Below are 20,228 nucleotides of genomic sequence, written 5' to 3'. Positions count from 1 at the left end.
TTAAGGAGAACAACTCATGAAGCGAAAAAAGAGCCATTTAATGGTAATGGCACTTGTTACATCTTTATTTTTAGCAGCTTGTAATAATAAAACGAATAAAAGTGACACAGAGGCTAAAAAACAAGTGTTAAATGTAACAGTATCAGAAGAAATTCCTTCTCTGGACACTGCGAAAACGATGGATGGTACATCAGCGCACGTTATGCAGAATATATTTGAAGGGTTATATGTATTAAATGATCAAGATCAGCCTACTCCAGCCATAGCAAAATCGTTTAAAAGAAGTGAAGATGGTAAGAAATATACATTTGACTTGCGTAAAGATGCAAAATGGTCAAATGGGGATAATGTAACAGCAAATGATTTTATGTTTGCGTGGAAACGTGCAATTAACCCTGAAACAGCATCTCAATATGCGTCCATGCTCTTTTATGTAAAAAATGCGAAAGAGATTAATAAGGGAGCAATGTCTCTAGATGAACTTGGAGTTACGGTTATAAATGATTATAAGTTAGAAGTTGAACTAGAACAGCCAATTCCGTATTTTTTACAGTTGTTAGCATTACCTATATATTTACCACAGCATGAATCATTTTTGAAAGAACAAGGAAACAATTATGCATTGGAACCTAGTAATCTCATATATAACGGTCCATTTGTATTAGAAAAATGGAAGCATGAACAAGAGTTTCAATTAAAGAAGAATGCTACATATTGGGATCAAAAGAAAGTGAAACTAGACGAAATAAACTTTCATATCGTGAAGGATACAATGACAGCTGTAAATTTATATGAAGCCGGAGATTTGGACCGGGTACCTATTAATTCGCAAGTTGTAGACAAGTATAAGGGGAATAAGGAATTACATATGTCGAGTGATTCTGGAATTGCTATGCTTCGTTTTAATGAAAAAAATACCGCGTTAGCAAATAAAAAGGTGCGTCAATCTATTTCATTAGCGTTAAATAAAGTTGATTTCGTTGCTCACTTTATTAATAACGGAGCAAAACCTGCAAGTGGACTTGTACCAGTTGGTCATGTAAATGAAGAGACTGGCAAAGATTTTAGAAAAGAAAACGGAGATCTTTCTCTATATGACTTACAAAAGGCGAAAAAGATTTGGGAAGAAGCGAAAAAAGAACTTGGAGTAGGCGAAGTAAACCTCGAGTTTCTAACATTTGAACAAGATAACGCAAAACGTATGGCAGAATATATAAAAGGTGACTTAGAAAAGTATTTGCATGGATTAACGATACAAATTAAACAACAGCCATTTAAGCAAAAATTACAGTTAGAACAAACAGGTGATTACGATATAACTATGGCAAATTGGGGACCTGACTATAAAGACCCAATTAGTTATTTAGAGTTATTTACGACAGGGAATCCGAATAATAAAATGAATTATTCTAATGTTCGTTACGATGAATTAATAAAGAAAGCGAAAACGGATTTTGTACTAGATAGGGAAAAACGATGGGAAGCGTTGCGAGAAGCCGAGCAGGTATTATTAGAAGATGCTGCGGTGGCGCCGCTTTATCATATTGGCTCAGCGTATGTACAAAAGGAGTATGTAAAAGGGATTGAAAAACATCAATTTGGTGGTGTTTATACTTATAAGAATGCTTATATTGATAATGAATAAATACAAAAAACCTTACTTTTTAAAAGTAAGGTTTTTTACACATGAATTCTATTAAACCGATTTTAATAAAGCGTAAAAATTCGTATCATATGGGATATCATCTTGATACATATAATTTTTTAGAACGCCTTCTTTTTCAAAGCCTAATTTTAATAGTACTTTATTGGAAGCTTCATTTTCAAGAAATACAATTGCCCCGATCCGCTTTAAATGAATCGTATGGAAACCGTATGATATAACCTCAGAAACAGCTTCAGTCGCATATCCTTTTCCCCAGTGTTCAGGTAAAAAGGCATAACTTATATTGGCTCGTTTATGCTCAGAAGACCAATCGTGAAAACCAATGGTACAGATGAGTTCTTTCTTGTCTTTTAATTCGATTCCCCATTTTATACCGTTTCTTGCATTGTAACTGAGCTTAAAGTTATGAATGATTTGTTTCACTTGATCAACATCTTGTAACGGTTTTTGGCCATAATAGCGCAGTACATTAGTATTAGAAAAGCATTGTAGTATACGCGGTGCATCTTCTTCGGTCAGTTCTCTTAAAATAAGTCTTTCAGTTTTTAATAAAGGAAACATATTTTCGCTCCTTTGCACATGAAAATAGAATGTATTTGTTATTATATAATTTAATCTGAAAATAAAGATTATTCAAGGTGTAGGGAAGTTATTGGCTGGAAATAAATTATATAATTTATTTTAAAAAGACTTTATAGGATTAATACAAATAATGAATTGAAAAAGGGTATTCCAAATTAAAATTGGAATACCCTTTTTTCATTACCCTACAAACGTTTGATACAGTAAGAAAATATTTAAAATGATAACGAGTGCTGCAATTATCCATGCGATAAATGTTGTTATACGGTGGTTAACGAGTGCACCCATAATCTTTTTATTACTTGTAAACATAATAAGTGGCACTAGTGCAAATGCAATACCAAATGATAAGACAACTTGACTCATAACGAGAGCGTAAGTTGGATTTACACCTAAAGCGATAATAACTAGTGGTGGAATCATTGTAATAAATCGACGTAAATATAACGGAATATGCATGCGAATGAATCCTTGCATAATAATATCACCTGACATTGTACCGACAGAAGAGCTTGATAAACCTGCTGATAAAAGTCCAATCCCAAATAATGCAGCCGATACAGGACCTACTAAGTTGGTAAATTGAGTGTAAGCAACATCTAAATCTTCAACGTGCATACCGTTTTTAAAGAATAGTGCAGCTGCTACAATTAACATACTTGCATTAATTGCTCCAGCGATAACCATTGCAATAATAATATCGATAAATTCGAAACGAAAAATCTTTTTCTTTTGTTCGTCAGTTGTTCCAACCACGCGGCGTTGTGTTAATGCAGAATGCAAGTATATTGCATGCGGCATAACTGTCGCACCTAAAATCCCTGCTGCAAGTAATATACTGTCTACACCTTGGAATTTCGGAATAAATAGTCCTGAAAGAAGGGGACTTAATTCTGGTTTTGCATAAAAAACTTGGATCCCAAATGCTATTACTACAATAAAGATCATCCCTGTAATAATAGCTTCTAGTGAGCGAAATCCTCTGCGTTGAAACTCAAGAATAATAAATGATCCGACTGCTGTAATTAAAGCAGCTGGTAACATAGGTATTCCAAATAATAAATACAATCCGAGTGCTGCCCCGATAAATTCAGCTAAATCTGTAGCCATAATAACGAGTTCACCTTGTATCCATAAGCCGATAGACACAGGCTTTGGAAAGTTTTCACGAGCTATTTCGGGTAAATTGTTTCCTGTAGCAATTCCTAATTTAGCCGATAAAGTTTGGATTAATACAGCCATTAAGTTAGAAGCGAATATAACCCATAATAGTAAATATCCATATTGTGAACCAGCTGCGATATTTGTAGCAAAGTTGCCAGGATCAATATAAGCAACGGACGCGATAAAAGCGGGCCCTAAAAATGGTAACAGTCTTTTCCAGCCTTTTGTTTCTCCACTTAAAGCTAAGTGAGCTGATTGTACAGTTGTACTTTCAGAAGGGAGATGTTCATCTTTTGTTATATCTTTATTCATAGTAGTTTTCCCCTTTAAAATGTTAACTTGATGAAATTATTGTATTTATTCTTACTCATTATTTCAATACATTTAAATATGTTATGTGATAATTTCATTTGAACACGAAAGTTTCCTTAATGCAAATTATATGCCTTTATGCAATGGATGGTGTGATAATGTAAAATGAATTGGGAGTTTATGGTGTGATGACATGGGGAAACATAGTGAATTAAAGGGCTGTTTTTGAAATTTATGTGAACATAAAGCCGATAATACAGCATATTAATTGATGGAATTGCATTTGTATGATATATAATATATTGGGATTACAACATAACCATAGTGTTTTGATGTGTAATCTTGTTTTTTTATTTTTGTTAACTGATAGAAAATAGTATAAAGAAAAGAAAATGGGATTCATTTTCTTATTATATATGTTTTGATATGAACGTTAACTTATACATGATTTTAAAAATTAGATAGGTGGTAGAAATACATTGGCAACTACAAAACCATACAGAGTATTACTATATTACATGTACACAACAATTGAAAATCCAGAAGAATTCGCGGCAGAGCATTTAGAATTTTGTAATTCACTTGAATTAAAAGGAAGAATTCTTGTAGCAAAAGAAGGTATTAACGGAACTTGTTCTGGAACTGTAGAGCAAACAGAAAAATATATGGAAGCAATGAACAATGATCCACGTTTTGATGGTATCGTATTTAAAATAGATGAAGAAGAAGGGCATGCATTCAAGAAAATGCACGTACGTCCTCGTCCAGAATTAGTTACACTTCGTCTAGAAGATGACATTAACCCACACGAAATAACTGGGAAGTATTTAGAGCCAAAAGATTTTTATGAGGCAATGAAACAAGAAGATACAGTTATCATTGATGCACGAAATGATTATGAATTTGATTTAGGACACTTCAAAGGTGCGATTAAACCTGATATTGAATCATTCCGTGAATTACCAGATTGGATTAGAGAAAACAAAGAAACACTTGAAGGTAAAAAGATTTTAACTTATTGTACAGGCGGAATTCGTTGTGAGAAATTCTCAGGTTGGTTAGTTCGTGAAGGTTATGAAGATGTAAGTCAGCTTCACGGCGGAATTGTAACGTACGGAAAAGACCCAGAAGTACAAGGTGAGCTTTGGGATGGACAATGTTACGTGTTTGATGAGCGTATCGCTGTACCAGTAAATCAAAAAGAACATGTTATCGTTGGTAAAGACCACTTTACAGGTGAACCATGTGAGCGCTATGTAAACTGTTCAAATCCAGAATGTAATAAGAAAATTTTATGTTCTGAAGAAAACGAAGCGAAATATTTACGTGCATGTTCTCATAAATGTCGTGTAAGTCCACGTAACCGCTACGTAATACAACATGAATTAACGGAAGAGCAAGTAGCTGCTGCATTAGAGAAAATCGAAGCAGGGAAGTAAGCTGAATTCGTATAATAAAAAGGTACTCCAAGCTTTATTTTGGAGTACCTTTTTTGTTATACGGTTCTGTCATTTGTCGGTAAGTCGATATATTTGAAAAATCGCTGATAAAAATTTCATTTACTGCAGCATACCACATATTTGGAAATAACCTTCTTTAATTTTTATCCTCTTTTTCTTTTACAGCAGACAGTACAGTTTGTTTTACCCATGCTTTTCTTCTTTTGTGCTGCACAGCCCATTGGTATAACCCTTGAGCCCCTAAAATAAGTGAAATGACAATGCCGCTAATCGCAATTAATAGAGCGAAAAATTCAAGAGGTGACGATATTTTGTTTGAATCGGTGTTTCTTAGAAGATCGATCATAGTAAACCCTAACATTTGGCCTACTACAGAGTAGAGCGTTAAAATTAATAATAAGAGACTATCTTTTTTTGAGGCGACATTTTCTTGATATTTAAACAAACTATCAAGATTTTGTTTCGCGTTCGAGTATAAAACCTCAATATTAAAAAGTTTTCTTAAGCGGAAGAAAATATCTTCACTTTGTGATTGAGATACTAATTCTAAAGAAAAATAATTAGCAGTGAACGAATTAATCGAATAAATTAATTTCTCTATTTCATTAGTATCTTGTTCAATATTTAGCTCAGCATAGGCGTTTGCCATTTTTAATAAAACAATTTTATGGAATAGGTTTAATAATAAAGCGTAATAAAATTCTCCGTACATTTGACTAGCAAGTTTATCGATTTCGCGTTCTCCTTCATTTGTTACACATGTAAAAATATGTTCTTCCATAATGAAATAACGATTTGGAGCCCATCTCTGGTAAGCGTGTTTTTTTAAATAGTTATGAATGTAAGGAAGGTTACTTGCACTCACATATGGCTTACCATCACTTGTTAATCCGGAAAGACTGGAAGTACGATAAACATCCACTTCATTAAGTTCCATACCTTCTTTTAGTGACAATAAAGTTTGGACGTACATTCTCTGGTCTTCAAAGAAAGGGAAGGTTTGAAAGTATGAACTTCTTAATCTCTTCTTTTCAAAGAAATCAGTTACGCCATGAAATAAATAACCAAAAATGAATTTTTCAACTTGGGAATACTTTTTTCCGTTATATTCAATACAAATAGACTCATTTGTATCAGTTTTAGTTTCAAGTACACGGAAGCGATCTGCGAATTCGATTGCTTCAGATAAAGTCATGTTTGGAGCAGTGTTTACTTCTGTTCGAATTGTTAAGAAGCCAAGTTCATAAGGACAAAGTGTTACATCAATAGAGTGTATCTTGAATGGAATTGAAATAAGGTTTGTTGTTAAATGTCCAGTTAAGTTAAGATCTTTTGAATAACGTTGCAAGCCCTTTTGATGCTCTGAGTGAGGAAAGAGAATTTTATTTGTAAATGAAAGATAGTATGCTTCCATATTTTGATGTGAAACTTTAAACTCCCCATAATATGTATTTTCATCATCGAGATGATCGAGCCGAAAAGGACGAAAATCGTTTTTTTGTAAGAAAGGGAACATATTTTGTTCATATCCAGTTTTAAACGAAAACGGGAATATAAATTGGAATATAGCTGTTGCTACACCTTTTTCCTCAATTGTTTGTATTGCCTCCATCTACATTGTTTCCTTTCCATATATGCTATAGAAACAACATGCCCAAATTTATTTGAAAATAACCACTGTTTTATACTCAATTGAGAGTGAAAATTCAGCTTATTTAGCAGAGGACATGTATAATGTTATGTATACTAAAAGTTGTAAAATTGTATTTTGAAAAGGGGGATGCTGTATGCGGATTTTAGTATTAGGCGCTGGTGGAGTCGGAGGGTTTTTTGGTGGCAGATTAGTCGAAAAGGGAGAAGATGTTACATTTCTTGTTCGTAGTAAACGGAAAAAACAATTAGAGGAAAGAGGACTTGTAATCCGAAGTGTTAACGGGGATTTTTCTTTCCAACCGAAATTAATAACGAAAGAAGAGAGAACTTCTCCATTTGATGTCATTTTATTTTCAACAAAAGCGTATCACTTAAACGAGGCTATTCAAGATTTGAAGCCGTTTGTTGGCGAAAATACTGTAATCATTCCATTGTTAAATGGTATCGCTCATTTATCACTACTACAAAAAGAATTCGGCGAAGAAAAAGTAATTGGCGGTTTATGCTTTATCGAGACGACGTTAAACGATCAAGGAGAAATTGTACAAACTAGTGCTGCCAACAGACTTGTGTTTGGAGAAATTAAGTCTCAAAATTCAGAGAGAGTAAAGCATATTTCTAAAGCATTTGCAGGTACGAAGTCTAGTTTTGTTTTAAGTGAAAATATTACGCAAGATATGTGGCATAAATATTTATTTATTACTGTAATGTCAGGTGTGACAACGTTAATGCGTGCACCAATTGGACCAATCCGTGAAAGTGAAGGCGGCCGTGATTTTATCCGTAATGTGTTTGAGGAATCTGTACAAATCATGAGAGTATTAGGAGCTCCAGTAAAGGAAAATATTGCCCAGGAACATATGAAAACGATTGATAAAATTTCGTATGATATGAAGTCATCGATGCAGCGTGATATGGAAAAGGGTTCATTTATTGAAGGGAAGCACTTGCAAGGATATTTACTGGATGTAGCAGAGAAATTTTCTATAGCGGCACCATTATTAGGAACTATATATCAAAATTTAAAGGTGTATGAAGAGATGACCTTTAACAAATCTGTAATAGAATTAGATGTATGAAAAAATAAAAAAGATAGCAATATATAAGTGTATTGCTATCTTTTTTATTTTTTTGTATGACAAATCATTTATTTCTTTTCGTTCTATCTGTCAAATTTATTTCCTGTTCACGTTTACCATATAACTGATTAATTTCATTTGCTACTGCATCTAAATATGAATCGGAAAAAATAGGCTTCTTTTCTTTAGACATATGGGTCTCCTTTGTGGATTTTTTAGTATTCATTATGTATATTTCTCAGCGGATTATGCGCAATCATTTTAATTTTTTTCTTATTAAAAATTTTTGTTTACTTTTTGAAAATAAAGGAGTATTATAATCCACAGTTTCAATTTTCTAAATCGCTGAAACCGCATGGTACGGGGGACCCGTTTTTACGGATTAGTACATAATCCGATGGGGTGAATCCTTGAAAAAGGTAGGGCTACTCATAGGCCCGAATCCGACAGCTAACCTCGTAAGCGTTATATTGAGAAGGAAGGTGGAGCTTGTGCGACAAAAAAAATAATGTCTACAAGTCTATTTCGCTATGGCTTGTAGACATTTTTTGTTTTCTGAAGAAATAGTTTACTGGCTGTAACAAGCAGAAAAGTTCGTACAAAATTATTGGAGAGTGGACAGCATTGGTTTCATCTATTAAAAGATTTTTAATTGGAAGACCGTTAAAATCAACGGAGCTTGGAGAACAAAAGCTTAATAAAACGAAAGCTTTAGCTATTTTATCTTCTGACGCATTGTCATCAGTTGCTTACGGTCCAGAGCAAATTTTAATTGCTTTAGCAGGTGTTGGAGCGATCGCCTATTGGTATTCCATTCCGATCGCTGTTGGGGTATTAGTATTATTGACAGCCCTTATTTTATCTTATCGTCAAATTATTTTTGCTTATCCGCATGGCGGGGGAGCGTATGTTGTATCAAAAGAAAATTTAGGGATGAATCCAGGCTTAATTGCTGGAGGATCTTTATTAGTTGACTATATTTTAACTGTTGCGGTAAGTGTGTCCGCGGGTACAGATGCAATTACTTCTGCGTTTCCTAGCTTACATGCACATAACGTAATTATTGCGGTTATATTTGTTATATTAATTACGATATTAAATTTAAGAGGAGTAACGGAATCAGCTTCCGTGCTAGCATATCCTGTTTATTTATTCGTTTTAGCACTATTTATATTAATTGGTGTGGGCATATATAATATTTTAACTGGTCATGTTTCACCTACTTTACATGCGCCGATTGGAACACCAGTTGCAGGAATTAGTTTATTTTTATTACTAAGAGCATTTGCATCAGGTAGTTCTGCTTTAACAGGTGTTGAAGCAATTTCAAATGCAATTCCGAACTTTAAAGATCCTGCGCCAAACAATGCTGCAAAAACATTGCTTGCAATGGGTGCATTACTTGCTGTGTTATTTTCAGGAATTGTATTTTTAGCTTATTATTACGGAGTGACTCCGAGTAAAGAAGTAACAGTTGTTTCTCAAATTGCTGAACAAACATTTGGACGTAATTTCATGTACTATTTCATACAAGGTACAACAGCTTTAATATTAATTCTCGCTGCTAATACAGGCTATTCTGCATTTCCTTTATTAGCGGTTAACCTTGCAAAAGATAAATTCATACCGAGAATGTTTACGATTAGAGGAGACCGTTTAGGTTACTCAAACGGTATTATTATACTTGGAGTTGCTTCGATTATTTTAATTGTAGCTTTCCAAGGACAAACAGAACATTTAATTCCACTATATGCAGTAGGTGTATTTATTCCATTTACACTTTCTCAAACAGGGATGGTATTAAAATGGCTTCGGGAAAAACCTGAAGGATGGGCTTTAAGATTAACGGTTAATTTAATTGGTGCAGTTATTAGTTTTATCGTAATGAGCATGTTCTTTTTAACTAAATTTGCACAAGTTTGGTCGATACTTATTTTCTTACCTGCAATCATATTCTTATTCCACAGAATTAAGAAGCACTATGATGCGGTAGGTGATCAGTTAAGTTTAAAAACTTGTGAACCACTTGTTCCGATTAAGGGAAATGTAATCGTCGTTCCGGTAGCTGGTATGACTCACGTAGTAGAAAATTCATTGAACTATGCTAAGGCTCTTTCGGCAGATCAAGTTATTGCTGTATATGTTGCTTTTGACAGGGAAGAGGAAAAGAAATTTGAAGAGAAATGGAAAAAGTGGCAACCTGAAGTTAGGCTTGTTACATTACATTCTCATTATAGAAGTATTATCCAGCCGCTAACGAAGTTCATCGATACAGTGCAATATAAGGCAAGTGAATCGAATTACCGCGTTACGGTCGTTATACCACAGTTCATTCCGAAAAAAGGTTGGCATAACATTCTTCATAATCAATCCAGTTTACTCATACGTGCGTATTTACTTTATAAAAGAAATGTTGTTATTACGACAGTTCCATATCATTTGAAAAAATAAGAAGATTTTTTAAGGATAGCTTCGTGAAAATGAAGCTATCCTTTTTGTGTATATGCTATGCATAATTGCATATGGGCTCGAAAATTATATTTATATAATTTTATCGGTTATTTTCAAGTAGTGTTTTCTGTTGTGATATGTAGATATTTCAATCTATAAAGTGAATCGGATTATATTTTGAAATAAGGACACGAAAGCTTGAAAATAAAGGGAATGAAAATACTTCTTTACGATATATAAACAGCTGTGTTTAAATGACCTTACAGTACAAAACATATATGAAAACAAAACGAAATTTCATATTTACGTATGTTGTTTAGTTTAAAATGAATAATATTTTTATGTAATATATTCACTGTGTGAATGTGGGGATTTCGATGAAATAGAAAATTTATACAATATTATTCATACTAAACACATATGAAAAATAATAAAATGTTTTGTGACGATAAGTAAGTACTGTAGCAATACGAGAGAGGTGGTTCGTACATGGATCGCGGTGAGAACGTTCTCTATTTTAACCATCTCAAATTATAGGTAAGAAAATAGAATAATAAAATGCGATAGTAATAGTTGCTAATACATAGGAGGAGTTAAAGTGAAAAAGACTTTAATTACAGGGTTATTGGTTACAGCAGTATCTACGAGTTGCTTCATTCCTGTAAGCGCTTACGCTAAGGAGGGGCAAACGGAAGTGAAAACAGTATATGCACAAAATGTAATTGCGCCAAATACATTATCCAATTCAATTAGAATGTTAGGATCACAATCACCGCTTATTCAAGCATACGGATTAGTTATTTTACAACAGCCAGATATTAAGGTAAATGCGATGAGTAGCTTAACGAATCATCAAAAGTTTGCAAAGGCGAATGTACGAGAATGGATTGATGAATATAATCCGAAGCTAATTGACTTAAATCAAGAGATGATGAGATACAGCACTAGATTTAATAGCTATTATAGTAAGCTCTATGAATTAGCAGGAAACGTAAATGAAGATCAGCAAGCAAAAGCAGATTTTATGAGTGCATATGGAAAATTACAATTGCAAGTACAAAGCATCCAAGAGAGTATGGAGCAAGATTTATTAGAGTTAAATCGATTTAAAACAGTATTAGACAAAGATAGTAACAACTTATCAATTAAAGCCGATGAAGCAATAAAAACACTGCAAGGATCAAGTGGAGATATTGTGAAATTAAGAGAAGATATTAAAAGAATTCAAGGTGAAATTCAAGCTGAATTAACTACTATTTTGAATAGACCTCAAGAAATCATTAAAGGTTCTATTAATATTGGTAAACAAGTATTTACAATCACAAATCAAACTGCACAAACGAAAACAATCGATTTTGTTTCTATCGGTACTTTAAGTAATGAAATTGTAAATGCTGCAGATAGTCAAACGAGGGAAGCAGCTCTTCGCATTCAACAAAAGCAAAAGGAGTTATTGCCACTTATTCAAAAGTTATCACAAACTGAAGCAGAGGCGACTCAAATTACATTCGTTGAAGATCAAGTAAATAGCTTTACAGAATTAATTGATCGCCAAATTACAACTTTAGAAACGTTATTAACGGATTGGAAAGTTTTAAATAATAATATGATTCAAATTCAAAAGAATGTCGAAGAAGGCACGTATACAGACAGTAGTTTACTTCAAAAACATTTCAATCAAATTAAAAAAGTAAGTGATGAAATGAATAAGCAAACAAATCAATTTGAAGATTACGTTACAAACGTTGAAGTACATTAAACAGAAAAATAATTAGCGATATAGGGAGAGAAGAAAAATGACAAAAAAACCTTATAAAGTAATGGCTCTATCAGCACTTATGGCAGTATTTGCAGCAGGAAATATTATGCCGGCTCATACGTATGCAGCTGAAAGTACAGTGAAACAAGCTCCAGTTCATGCGGTAGCAAAAGCTTATAATGACTATGAAGAATATTCATTAGGACCAGAAGGCCTAAAAGATGCAATGGAAAGAACAGGTTCAAATGCTTTAGTAATGGATCTGTACGCTTTAACAATTATTAAACAAGGTAATGTTAACTTTGGAAATGTATCGTCTGTTGATGCGGCTTTAAAAGGGAAAGTAATTCAGCACCAAGATACAGCTAGAGGAAATGCGAAGCAATGGTTAGATGTATTAAAACCACAGCTTATTTCAACGAATCAAAATATCATTAACTACAATACGAAATTCCAAAACTATTATGATACTTTAGTTGCTGCAGTTGATGCAAAGGATAAAGCGACTCTTACGAAAGGCTTAACTAGATTATCAAGTAGTATTAATGAAAATAAAGCGCAAGTGGATCAGTTAGTAGAAGACTTGAAGAAATTCCGAAATAAAATGACTTCGGATACGCAAAACTTCAAGGGTGATGCAAATCAAATTACATCTATATTAGCTAGTCAAGATGCAGGAATTCCGCTATTACAAAATCAAATTACAACGTACAATGAAGCAATTAGTAAATATAATGCAATTATTATCGGTTCATCTGTTGCGACAGCTCTAGGACCAATTGCAATTATTGGTGGTGCAGTAGTTATTGCTACGGGCGCAGGAACACCGCTAGGAGTAGCATTAATTGCAGGTGGTGCAGCAGCTGTAGGCGGTGGTACAGCTGGAATCGTATTAGCGAAGAAAGAGCTTGATAATGCACAAGCAGAAATTCAAAAGATAACAGGACAAGTTACAACTGCGCAATTAGAAGTAGCTGGATTAACGAACATTAAAACACAAACAGAGTATTTAACAAATACAATTGATACTGCAATTACAGCGTTACAAAATATTTCAAACCAATGGTACACAATGGGATCAAAATATAATTCTTTACTTCAAAATGTGGATTCAATTAGTCCAAACGACCTTGTTTTCATTAAAGAAGATTTAAACATTGCGAAAGATAGCTGGAAAAATATTAAAGACTATGCAGAAAAGATTTATGCTGAAGATATTAAAGTAGTAGATACGAAAAAAGCATAATTGAATACGAATCGTTAGAGCGTTAAGTGTTGATGAATGATTTGAAGCTCCTGTTCAGTTGTGAGCAGGAGCTTTTTATACTTTTATAAAGAAAATAGGTGAAAAGTATGCAGAAAAGATTTTATAAAAAATGTCTTTTAGCGGTAATGATTGCTGGGGTGGCAACGAGTAACGTATCTCCTTTACATCCTTTTGCAGCAGAACAAAATGTAAAGGTAATACAAGAAAATGTGAAAAACTATTCTCTTGGACCAGCTGGATTCCAAGATGTAATGGCACAAACGACATCGAGTATATTTGCAATGGATTCATATGCAAAATTAATTCAAAATCAACAAGAGACGGATTTAAGTAAAATAAGTTCGATTAATAGTGAATTTAAAGGGAATATGATTCAGCATCAAAGAGATGCAAAAATTAATGCAGCATATTGGTTAAATAATATGAAGCCTCAAATTATGAAAACGGATCAAAATATTATAAATTACAATAATACTTTTCAATCGTATTATAACGACATGTTAATAGCGATTGATCAAAAGGATAGCGGAAAATTAAAAGCGGATTTAGAAAAGTTGTATGCGGATATTGTAAAGAATCAAAATGAGGTAGATGGATTATTAGGAAATTTGAAAGCTTTTCGCGATAGAATGGCGAAAGATACAAATAGTTTCAAAGAGGATACAAATCAGTTAACAGCGATATTGGCAAGTACGAATGCTGGTATTCCAGCTCTAGAGCAACAAATAAATACATATAACGATTCGATTAAAAAGAGTAATGATATGGTCATTGCTGGTGGCGTACTTTGCGTAGCGCTAATAACATGTCTTGCTGGCGGGCCGATGATTGCGGTTGCAAAAAAAGATATCGCAAATGCAGAAAGAGAGATAGCTAATTTAAAAGATAGAATTTCAGGAGCACAAGCAGAAATCGTAATTTTGACTGATGTAAAAAATAAAACAACAAACATGACGGAAACAATTGATGCAGCAATTACAGCACTACAAAACATATCAAACCAATGGTATACAGTAGGTGCAAAATATAATAATTTACTACAAAACGTAAAAGGAATTAGTCCGGAAGAGTTTACGTTTATAAAAGAAGATTTACATACAGCGAAAGATAGCTGGAAAGATGTAAAGGATTATACAGAAAAATTACATGAAGGTGTGGCAAAGTAAACAGTGGGCTAGTTCCGCTGTTTATTTTTATTCCGTTTTTTTGTGAGAGTTGAACTTGTAATTTTATATATAAGTTTTCATGTGTTTTATCCATGTGTGTATAAAAATCTTTTCGTTATCCCTTCCTTCGATAGAATCCATTTTCATATAGATTTTTTACTGAATTTTTTGAAAATTAAATTTTACGGCTTGATAATTCATTTAAAATGATTTAATTTTATATTAAATGATATGTTTATCTATCAAAATTACTTTGTAAAGAGAATGGAGTGATTGAGGATGTTAAACGCCACATTGAAAAGATTGGGAAGAAATGAGTGAGCTTTCACAATAAAGAACTCTATAACTTTATGTAGTGTTTGATGCCCTTTGATTAGATTTTTTAAAAAAACAAACCAATATTAATTGAATCAAAGTTTAGAAATTAAATATATGAGTAGTAGAAAAAAGCCATTAGTTGTTATCATGTCTTGATGAAAAACATAAAAAATAGGCAAGAAAAATTCTGAGAAAACCTGTTCAGAAAGTATGGTATGAAAGCAAGTTAGTGATGGGAATTCAAAACCAATTTGATAAAAGTGAGGTAAATAATATGACTTTTGAAGAAAAATTACAAGCATATGCAGAACTTACGGTGAAAATCGGTGTGAATATTCAACCAGGGCAATACTTATTAGTCAATACATCAGTGGATGCATTGGATTTCGCCCGTATAGTTGTGAAAGAGGCTTATAAGGCTGGGGCAGGGCGTGTTCATGTTAATTTTTCGGATGAAGAAATGGAACGTGCTTACTTTGATTATGCCTCAGATGAAGAATTTAATCGCTTCCCAGAGTGGATAGTCAAAATGAATGATGAGCTGATCGAACGTAAAGGAGCATTATTAATGATAGATGCTACAGATCCTGATAAATTTACAGGTATTTCATCTAATCGTCTAGCTACCTATCAAAAGGTAGCAGGAGCTGCTCTGAGCAACAATCGCAACGCCGTAATGAAGGATTCAGTAGCTTGGTCGATGGTAGCAGTTCCTTCACCAAAGTGGGCATCGAAGGTGTTCCCGGATTTAGCAGCTGAGGATCAAGTACCAGCATTATGGGAGGCTATTTTTAAAGCTGTTCGTATTGGTGAAGGCAGTGCTATTGAAAAATGGCGTGAACATGTAAAAAATTTAGAATCTCGTGCGGTCCTACTGAACAATAAAAAATATATAAAGCTTCACTATACAGCGCCAGGTACTGATTTAACAATTGCATTAGCACCACAGCATAAATGGATTACTGGAGGTGGTAAAACTCCTGATGATACTATCTTTATGGCTAATATGCCGACCGAAGAGGTTTATACGTTACCGATGAAACAAGGTGTAAATGGCTATGTAAGCAATACAAAACCATTAGTTTATCAAGGGAATATTATCGACGGCTTTAAACTGACATTTGAAGAAGGAAAAATTGTTAAAGCTGAAGCACAGGTAGGACATGATTTATTACAGGAGCTTATTAATGTGGATGAAGGCTCGTGCTATTTAGGTGAGATAGCACTTGTACCAAATGAATCACCAATTTCAGCATCGGGAATTTTATATTTTAATACATTGTTTGATGAAAATGCATCGAACCATTTAGCGATTGGTAAAGCTTATCCAACTTGCTTAGAGGATGGAAGAGATTTAGAAAACGATCAGCTTGAAATGTTAGGTGCAAATATTTCAGTAACACATGAGGATTTTATGATTGGCAGCAGTGAGATGGACATCGACGGTATTCTACCAGATGGAACTGTAGAACCAATTTTCCGTAAAGGTAGCTGGGCATTTTAAGTTTTTAATTTGAAGAAAGGAGTAGAGTGGATGAAACGGTTACTAAGCATAATTGGTGCAACTATATGGGGGGGGCATCTGCTTTTACTTAGGCTGAAAACTACCTCTTTAATTAGAAGTAAAATACATTCAAAGGAGATAGACCAATGAATTTCTGGGAAGTTGTTTTGATAGTTGTGAATTTTAGTCTATTGAGTTGGATACTGTTAATAGGCAGAGAAACGAAAAAGTGGTCTAAATTAGCTACTTTGATTGCCGTTGTAATGGTTACAGTTCAGTTATTGGCAGAAGGTTTTAGGTGGCAGATGATTCCGGCATATGTATCCCCAGTTATCTTAATTTTATGCTATTTATTAAATGGGCGGAAAAAGGGCTGTAGAAGTTGGGGTATATTCATAGTTAAGACCTCGTTGCTATGTATCTATTTGTCTGTAGCAGTGGCGCTACCCTTACTTATGCCAGTATTTTCATTTGAAGAACCAACCGGTCCACATAGGATCGGTACGAAGGTATATCATTGGATTGATCATCAGAGAAATGAACCATATTCGAAAAATCCAACCGATCGGCGCGAACTGATGGTGCAAATTTGGTATCCTACAGCTGAAAAAAGTAAGGGGGATCCAGAACCTTATATTCGTAACATAAATGAGCTTTCCAAGGGATTGGAAAAAACATTGTCCATTCCTGCATTTGCATTCAGCCACATGGAATTGGTAAAATCTCATTCGTTTATGGATTTACAACTCTCAGATTCAGAGAATCATTATCCCATATTACTTTTCTCTCATGGTTTTAATGGTTTTCGTAATCAAAACACGTTTCAAGTTGAGGAGTTGGCTAGTCAAGGATATATTGTTCTAAGTATCGATCATACCTTTGATGCTGCAGCTACCGTCTTTCCAGGTGGTCGAACTGCTTACGTACAGCCCATCAATTTAACTGATGAAGGGGATAGCCACATAAAATTATGGGAGGAAGATGTCAGCTTTGTCCTTAATCAGATAGAGAAACTTAATCAAAACGATGAGACCGGCTTCTTTACAGGAAGAATGGATACTTCGCGAATTGGAATGTTTGGTCACTCTTACGGTGGAGCTACCGCAGCACAAATACTTGCAAAAGATTCTCGTGTCAAAGCAGCTATCAATATGGATGGTACATTGTATGGAGAAATTTTTCCTGAAAGTGGAATTGGAAAACCATTTCTACTCATGAGTGCAGAAGAGCTTGATGAAGCAGATCCCTATGAAGTGAGGGAGCGATATGGACGTGGGTTAGCTGGTGGTGGTATGTCAATGGTCATACCTCATACGGATCATACAAGCCTCACTGATTTACATTTGTTCTCCCCTCTGTTGCAGAGCCCAGGTGAAAATCCAAAGGAAGTTCATCGTATTATCAACGAATTCAGCCTGGCATTTTTTGACCAGTATGTAAAACAGAAGGATGACGGCTCAACCCTTAAAAGGCTGATGACCAAATACCCGGAAGTGAATTTTAAAGTAAACCGATAACTTTATGCAGAAAGAAGCTTCATTATAAAACATTCAGTAATTAAATGAAGTGCAACCGGATTTAATAAAAGTAGAAAAATTACTATAAGTATTAATGCGTCATGAAAAATAGTTTAAAAAACCTAGATAAGGTAATCAATTTCTCTACTAAGAAAGCGATTCGAACCATTTCCTTTGGTTCTTGTATTTATTACATTAAATAATTTAATTTCTTCATCGTTATCTAAATAATGAAATGCTAAAAATGAAACATTCAAAGTACTATCAGTTTCAGTAATATAATTCTTTTTGAAAAGCTACATTCAGCATCTGGACACTTTATTTGAGATTGTTTATTATAATATCAAATGATATATTTTTCTATCAAAAATGACGAATTTATACAGAAAAAGGGAGAGATTGACGATGAAGAAAGACTTGTCAGCGTTGAAGGAAGCGAGATTTAATGCAATTCTTGATTCGGCTACTATATTGCTTGTTGAAAATCCTACTGCTTCGATGAATGAAATTGCGGAATATGCGGGAATTGGAATTGCTACACTCCATCGCTACGTCGAAAGCAGGGAGAAATTGATGCTGTTCTTAGGCCATCGGGCTATACAACTGGTAAGTGATACTGTAAACCAGATTCCACTGGATGAGGAAAGAAGCGAAAACTATATCCCGGAACTCATTGAAGCGTTAATCCCTTTAGGTGACAAAATCTATTTTCTAGGTCATGATGCATCTGTATTTAACAACAAAGAATTAGGTGAAGCAGAAGAGAAGCTGAGGGAACCCTTACGACGCGTTATTGAGCTGTTACAACAAAGAGGTTATTTTCAGCAAACGGTTAGCAGCGAATGGATTTTGAATACGCTTTATGCTCTGCTTTTCCATACTTGGGAACAGGTACATGAAGGAAATGTGGCTAAAAAATCTGCTGCAGAGCTTGTTTTAAATACATTTTATTATGGTTTTAAAGCTAAGGATGATTTGAGAGGTAAGTGAACTGATTCAAATCCATGATAATTAATATCAATAATACAGAAAGCGAAAAGGAGGACTGGGAAATGAATCAAATCTCTATTGTAAAGGCTGTTCATCAATCCATGGTCGGCGCCCAGTTAAATGTAATGGCATTGGAATACATGGCGTTTCCACTTGCAGGATCTGAGGAGAAGAACACAGTCGAAGGGACATTTTGTAAGCTCTGGCGGCAGGAGAACAACCGTTTTAGTCATCAATACGCTTATGAAGCTCAAATGGACGGGAAAACTTTAGGGATGATTACTTGCTATCCCATACCCGTTTTAAACCGTCTTGCCTGGTCCACTTTTAAACAGCTGCTTTCATTCCGAAAGCTGGGTTTTGTTATTTATAACATTTTGAATATCAAAATGCTTTATTCCATGTTTACCTTGAAGGAGGGAGAAGATGACGAGTTTCACATCGGAACAATTGCCTTATTGCCCGAAAGTCGAGGACTAGGGATAGGTACCAGACTACTTAAGTTTGCCGAGGAACAAGCTTCCCTGCAAGGCTTTGCCAAATGCTCTCTGACGGTAAAGAAAGAGAATCAACTTGCCATTAAATTGTATCAGAGGATAGGCTACCAGATTACAGGCGAAATTAATAAACCAAAGTTATCGTTGTACAGAATGGTCAAAAACGTAGAATCTTACAACCGTTTATAAAAAATTTGTACCGTATCAGGGTACCGCCACATACATATCAACCGAAATATTCTGAATTATCAACAAAATAAAAATGAACTTTTTGTTACAAGTTAATACAAAATTTCGTTCTGGAGGCACTAAAAAATTTTAGCTTGATAGTGATGGGATGGGGCCTCTATATAAAAAAACACAGTTTACACTCAAACTGTGTTTTTCGACGTACAATGATTTATCAACATCTCTTATTATTCTTTAAAATCTGCAACAGAACCAGGATTTCCCCTCAAAGTATAAATTCCAAGGGGAACCGTTTTTTTTATTTACTTATATACGTACAGCTGTACCACTGACAGCAACCATTAACATTCCATCACGAACAACTTCGTAATCTACGTCAATACCAACGATAGCGTTCGCACCTTTTTCTTTTGCAAGTTCTTTCATTTCGCCCATTGCAATATCACGAGCGTCTTTTAGCTTACTTTCATAAGCACCAACACGGCCACCGACAACATCACGAACGGAAGCGAATACATCGCGGACAATATTTGCACCCATAATAGCTTCACCATTTACAATATCAATATACTCAATAATCTCTTTACCTTGAATTCCAGAAGTTGTTGTTACAATCATGACTGACACTCTCCTAATATCTTATAATTTTTGATT

Annotated in this window: 16 protein-coding genes and 1 riboswitch; of the genes, 11 read left to right on the top strand and 5 right to left on the bottom strand. The window is 34.3% G+C overall.

Features of this window, described 5'->3' with window-relative positions; all coding sequences use genetic code 11:
• Positions 1 to 16 precede the first annotated feature (16 nt).
• Positions 17 to 1,645 (top strand): peptide ABC transporter substrate-binding protein, encoded by a 1,629-nt coding sequence (locus MR167_RS11775; RefSeq protein ID WP_242314688.1) that lies wholly within the window; start codon positions 17 to 19, stop codon positions 1,643 to 1,645.
• A gap of 51 nt (positions 1,646 to 1,696) precedes the next feature.
• On the opposite strand, the gene MR167_RS11770 is transcribed toward MR167_RS11775, so the two are convergent.
• Positions 1,697 to 2,227 (bottom strand): GNAT family N-acetyltransferase, encoded by a 531-nt coding sequence (locus MR167_RS11770; RefSeq protein ID WP_242314686.1) that lies wholly within the window; start codon positions 2,225 to 2,227, stop codon positions 1,697 to 1,699.
• A 201-nt stretch (positions 2,228 to 2,428) separates the two neighbouring features.
• A complete protein-coding gene (locus MR167_RS11765; protein ID WP_001030674.1) occupies positions 2,429 to 3,724 on the bottom strand; it encodes an Nramp family divalent metal transporter in 1,296 nt (431 codons plus the stop codon).
• 479 nt (positions 3,725 to 4,203) lie between these two features.
• On the opposite strand from MR167_RS11765, the gene trhO reads away from it, so the two are divergent.
• Positions 4,204 to 5,163: an oxygen-dependent tRNA uridine(34) hydroxylase TrhO gene (gene trhO, locus MR167_RS11760; RefSeq protein WP_000246235.1), complete on the top strand. Its 960-nt coding sequence runs from the start codon at positions 4,204 to 4,206 to the stop codon at positions 5,161 to 5,163.
• Between the two features lie 157 nt (positions 5,164 to 5,320).
• Here trhO and MR167_RS11755 read toward each other — a convergent pair whose 3' ends face one another.
• Positions 5,321 to 6,796, bottom strand: a complete 1,476-nt coding sequence (locus MR167_RS11755) for a hypothetical protein (RefSeq protein WP_086398509.1) — start codon at positions 6,794 to 6,796, stop codon at positions 5,321 to 5,323.
• Between the two features lie 175 nt (positions 6,797 to 6,971).
• On the opposite strand from MR167_RS11755, the gene panE reads away from it, so the two are divergent.
• On the top strand, positions 6,972 to 7,916 hold the full coding sequence (gene panE / locus MR167_RS11750) for a 2-dehydropantoate 2-reductase (protein ID WP_001221905.1): 945 nt from the start codon (positions 6,972 to 6,974) through the stop codon (positions 7,914 to 7,916).
• 64 nt (positions 7,917 to 7,980) lie between these two features.
• On the opposite strand, the gene MR167_RS32945 is transcribed toward panE, so the two are convergent.
• The gene (locus MR167_RS32945) at positions 7,981 to 8,109 is read right to left on the bottom strand and encodes a hypothetical protein (RefSeq protein WP_000031873.1); all 129 of its coding nucleotides are present in this window, start codon (positions 8,107 to 8,109) and stop codon (positions 7,981 to 7,983) included.
• Between the two features lie 140 nt (positions 8,110 to 8,249).
• Positions 8,250 to 8,396: riboswitch (cyclic di-AMP (ydaO/yuaA leader) on the top strand.
• A gap of 144 nt (positions 8,397 to 8,540) precedes the next feature.
• Here MR167_RS32945 and MR167_RS11745 point away from each other — a divergent pair.
• The 8 genes from MR167_RS11745 (at position 8,541) to MR167_RS11710 (ending at position 19,574) form a co-directional block, all read left to right on the top strand.
• Positions 8,541 to 10,367, top strand: a complete 1,827-nt coding sequence (locus MR167_RS11745; protein ID WP_000254886.1) for an APC family permease — start codon at positions 8,541 to 8,543, stop codon at positions 10,365 to 10,367.
• A gap of 598 nt (positions 10,368 to 10,965) precedes the next feature.
• Positions 10,966 to 12,126, top strand: a complete 1,161-nt coding sequence (gene nheA, locus MR167_RS11740) for a non-hemolytic enterotoxin NHE subunit A (protein ID WP_242314685.1) — start codon at positions 10,966 to 10,968, stop codon at positions 12,124 to 12,126.
• A gap of 37 nt (positions 12,127 to 12,163) precedes the next feature.
• Entirely contained in the window at positions 12,164 to 13,372 is a 1,209-nt protein-coding gene (gene nheB, locus MR167_RS11735) for a non-hemolytic enterotoxin NHE subunit B (protein ID WP_000162968.1), read from the top strand.
• Between the two features lie 107 nt (positions 13,373 to 13,479).
• Entirely contained in the window at positions 13,480 to 14,559 is a 1,080-nt protein-coding gene (nheC, locus tag MR167_RS11730) for a non-hemolytic enterotoxin NHE subunit C (RefSeq protein ID WP_242314682.1), read from the top strand.
• Positions 14,560 to 15,151: 592 nt separating this feature from the next.
• Positions 15,152 to 16,381, top strand: a complete 1,230-nt coding sequence (locus MR167_RS11725; protein WP_242314680.1) for an aminopeptidase — start codon at positions 15,152 to 15,154, stop codon at positions 16,379 to 16,381.
• A gap of 146 nt (positions 16,382 to 16,527) precedes the next feature.
• A complete protein-coding gene (locus tag MR167_RS11720) occupies positions 16,528 to 17,898 on the top strand; it encodes an alpha/beta hydrolase family protein (protein ID WP_242314679.1) in 1,371 nt (456 codons plus the stop codon).
• Positions 17,899 to 18,303: 405 nt separating this feature from the next.
• Positions 18,304 to 18,888, top strand: a complete 585-nt coding sequence (locus tag MR167_RS11715; RefSeq protein WP_000710979.1) for a TetR/AcrR family transcriptional regulator — start codon at positions 18,304 to 18,306, stop codon at positions 18,886 to 18,888.
• Positions 18,889 to 18,950: 62 nt separating this feature from the next.
• On the top strand, positions 18,951 to 19,574 hold the full coding sequence (locus tag MR167_RS11710) for a GNAT family N-acetyltransferase (RefSeq protein ID WP_001071938.1): 624 nt from the start codon (positions 18,951 to 18,953) through the stop codon (positions 19,572 to 19,574).
• Positions 19,575 to 19,880: 306 nt separating this feature from the next.
• On the opposite strand, the gene MR167_RS11705 is transcribed toward MR167_RS11710, so the two are convergent.
• Positions 19,881 to 20,192, bottom strand: a complete 312-nt coding sequence (locus tag MR167_RS11705) for a heavy metal-binding domain-containing protein (RefSeq protein WP_000637518.1) — start codon at positions 20,190 to 20,192, stop codon at positions 19,881 to 19,883.
• Positions 20,193 to 20,228 lie beyond the last annotated feature (36 nt).

The organism is Bacillus cereus group sp. BfR-BA-01355, from assembly GCF_022663675.1.
Classification (GTDB): Bacteria; Bacillota; Bacilli; order Bacillales; family Bacillaceae_G; genus Bacillus_A; species Bacillus_A thuringiensis_S.
The sequence above is the reverse complement of the archived record's forward strand: the minus strand, read 5'-3'. Positions and strand labels throughout refer to the sequence as shown.

What these genes read in the sequence shown, in the direction of transcription:
- nheB (WP_000162968.1), top strand. Translation starts at nt 12,164, where the DNA reads ATGACAAAAAAACCTTATAAAGTAATGGCTCTATCAGCACTTATGGCA.
- nheC (WP_242314682.1), top strand. Translation starts at nt 13,480, where the DNA reads ATGCAGAAAAGATTTTATAAAAAATGTCTTTTAGCGGTAATGATTGCT.
- MR167_RS11725 (WP_242314680.1), top strand. Translation starts at nt 15,152, where the DNA reads ATGACTTTTGAAGAAAAATTACAAGCATATGCAGAACTTACGGTGAAA.
- MR167_RS11720 (WP_242314679.1), top strand. Translation starts at nt 16,528, where the DNA reads ATGAATTTCTGGGAAGTTGTTTTGATAGTTGTGAATTTTAGTCTATTG.
- MR167_RS11775 (WP_242314688.1), top strand. Translation starts at nt 17, where the DNA reads ATGAAGCGAAAAAAGAGCCATTTAATGGTAATGGCACTTGTTACATCT.
- panE (WP_001221905.1), top strand. Translation starts at nt 6,972, where the DNA reads ATGCGGATTTTAGTATTAGGCGCTGGTGGAGTCGGAGGGTTTTTTGGT.
- MR167_RS11715 (WP_000710979.1), top strand. Translation starts at nt 18,304, where the DNA reads ATGAAGAAAGACTTGTCAGCGTTGAAGGAAGCGAGATTTAATGCAATT.
- MR167_RS11765 (WP_001030674.1), bottom strand. Translation starts at nt 3,724, where the DNA reads ATGAATAAAGATATAACAAAAGATGAACATCTCCCTTCTGAAAGTACA.
- MR167_RS11705 (WP_000637518.1), bottom strand. Translation starts at nt 20,192, where the DNA reads ATGATTGTAACAACAACTTCTGGAATTCAAGGTAAAGAGATTATTGAG.
- MR167_RS11770 (WP_242314686.1), bottom strand. Translation starts at nt 2,227, where the DNA reads ATGTTTCCTTTATTAAAAACTGAAAGACTTATTTTAAGAGAACTGACC.
- MR167_RS32945 (WP_000031873.1), bottom strand. Translation starts at nt 8,109, where the DNA reads ATGTCTAAAGAAAAGAAGCCTATTTTTTCCGATTCATATTTAGATGCA.
- MR167_RS11755 (WP_086398509.1), bottom strand. Translation starts at nt 6,796, where the DNA reads ATGGAGGCAATACAAACAATTGAGGAAAAAGGTGTAGCAACAGCTATA.
- MR167_RS11710 (WP_001071938.1), top strand. Translation starts at nt 18,951, where the DNA reads ATGAATCAAATCTCTATTGTAAAGGCTGTTCATCAATCCATGGTCGGC.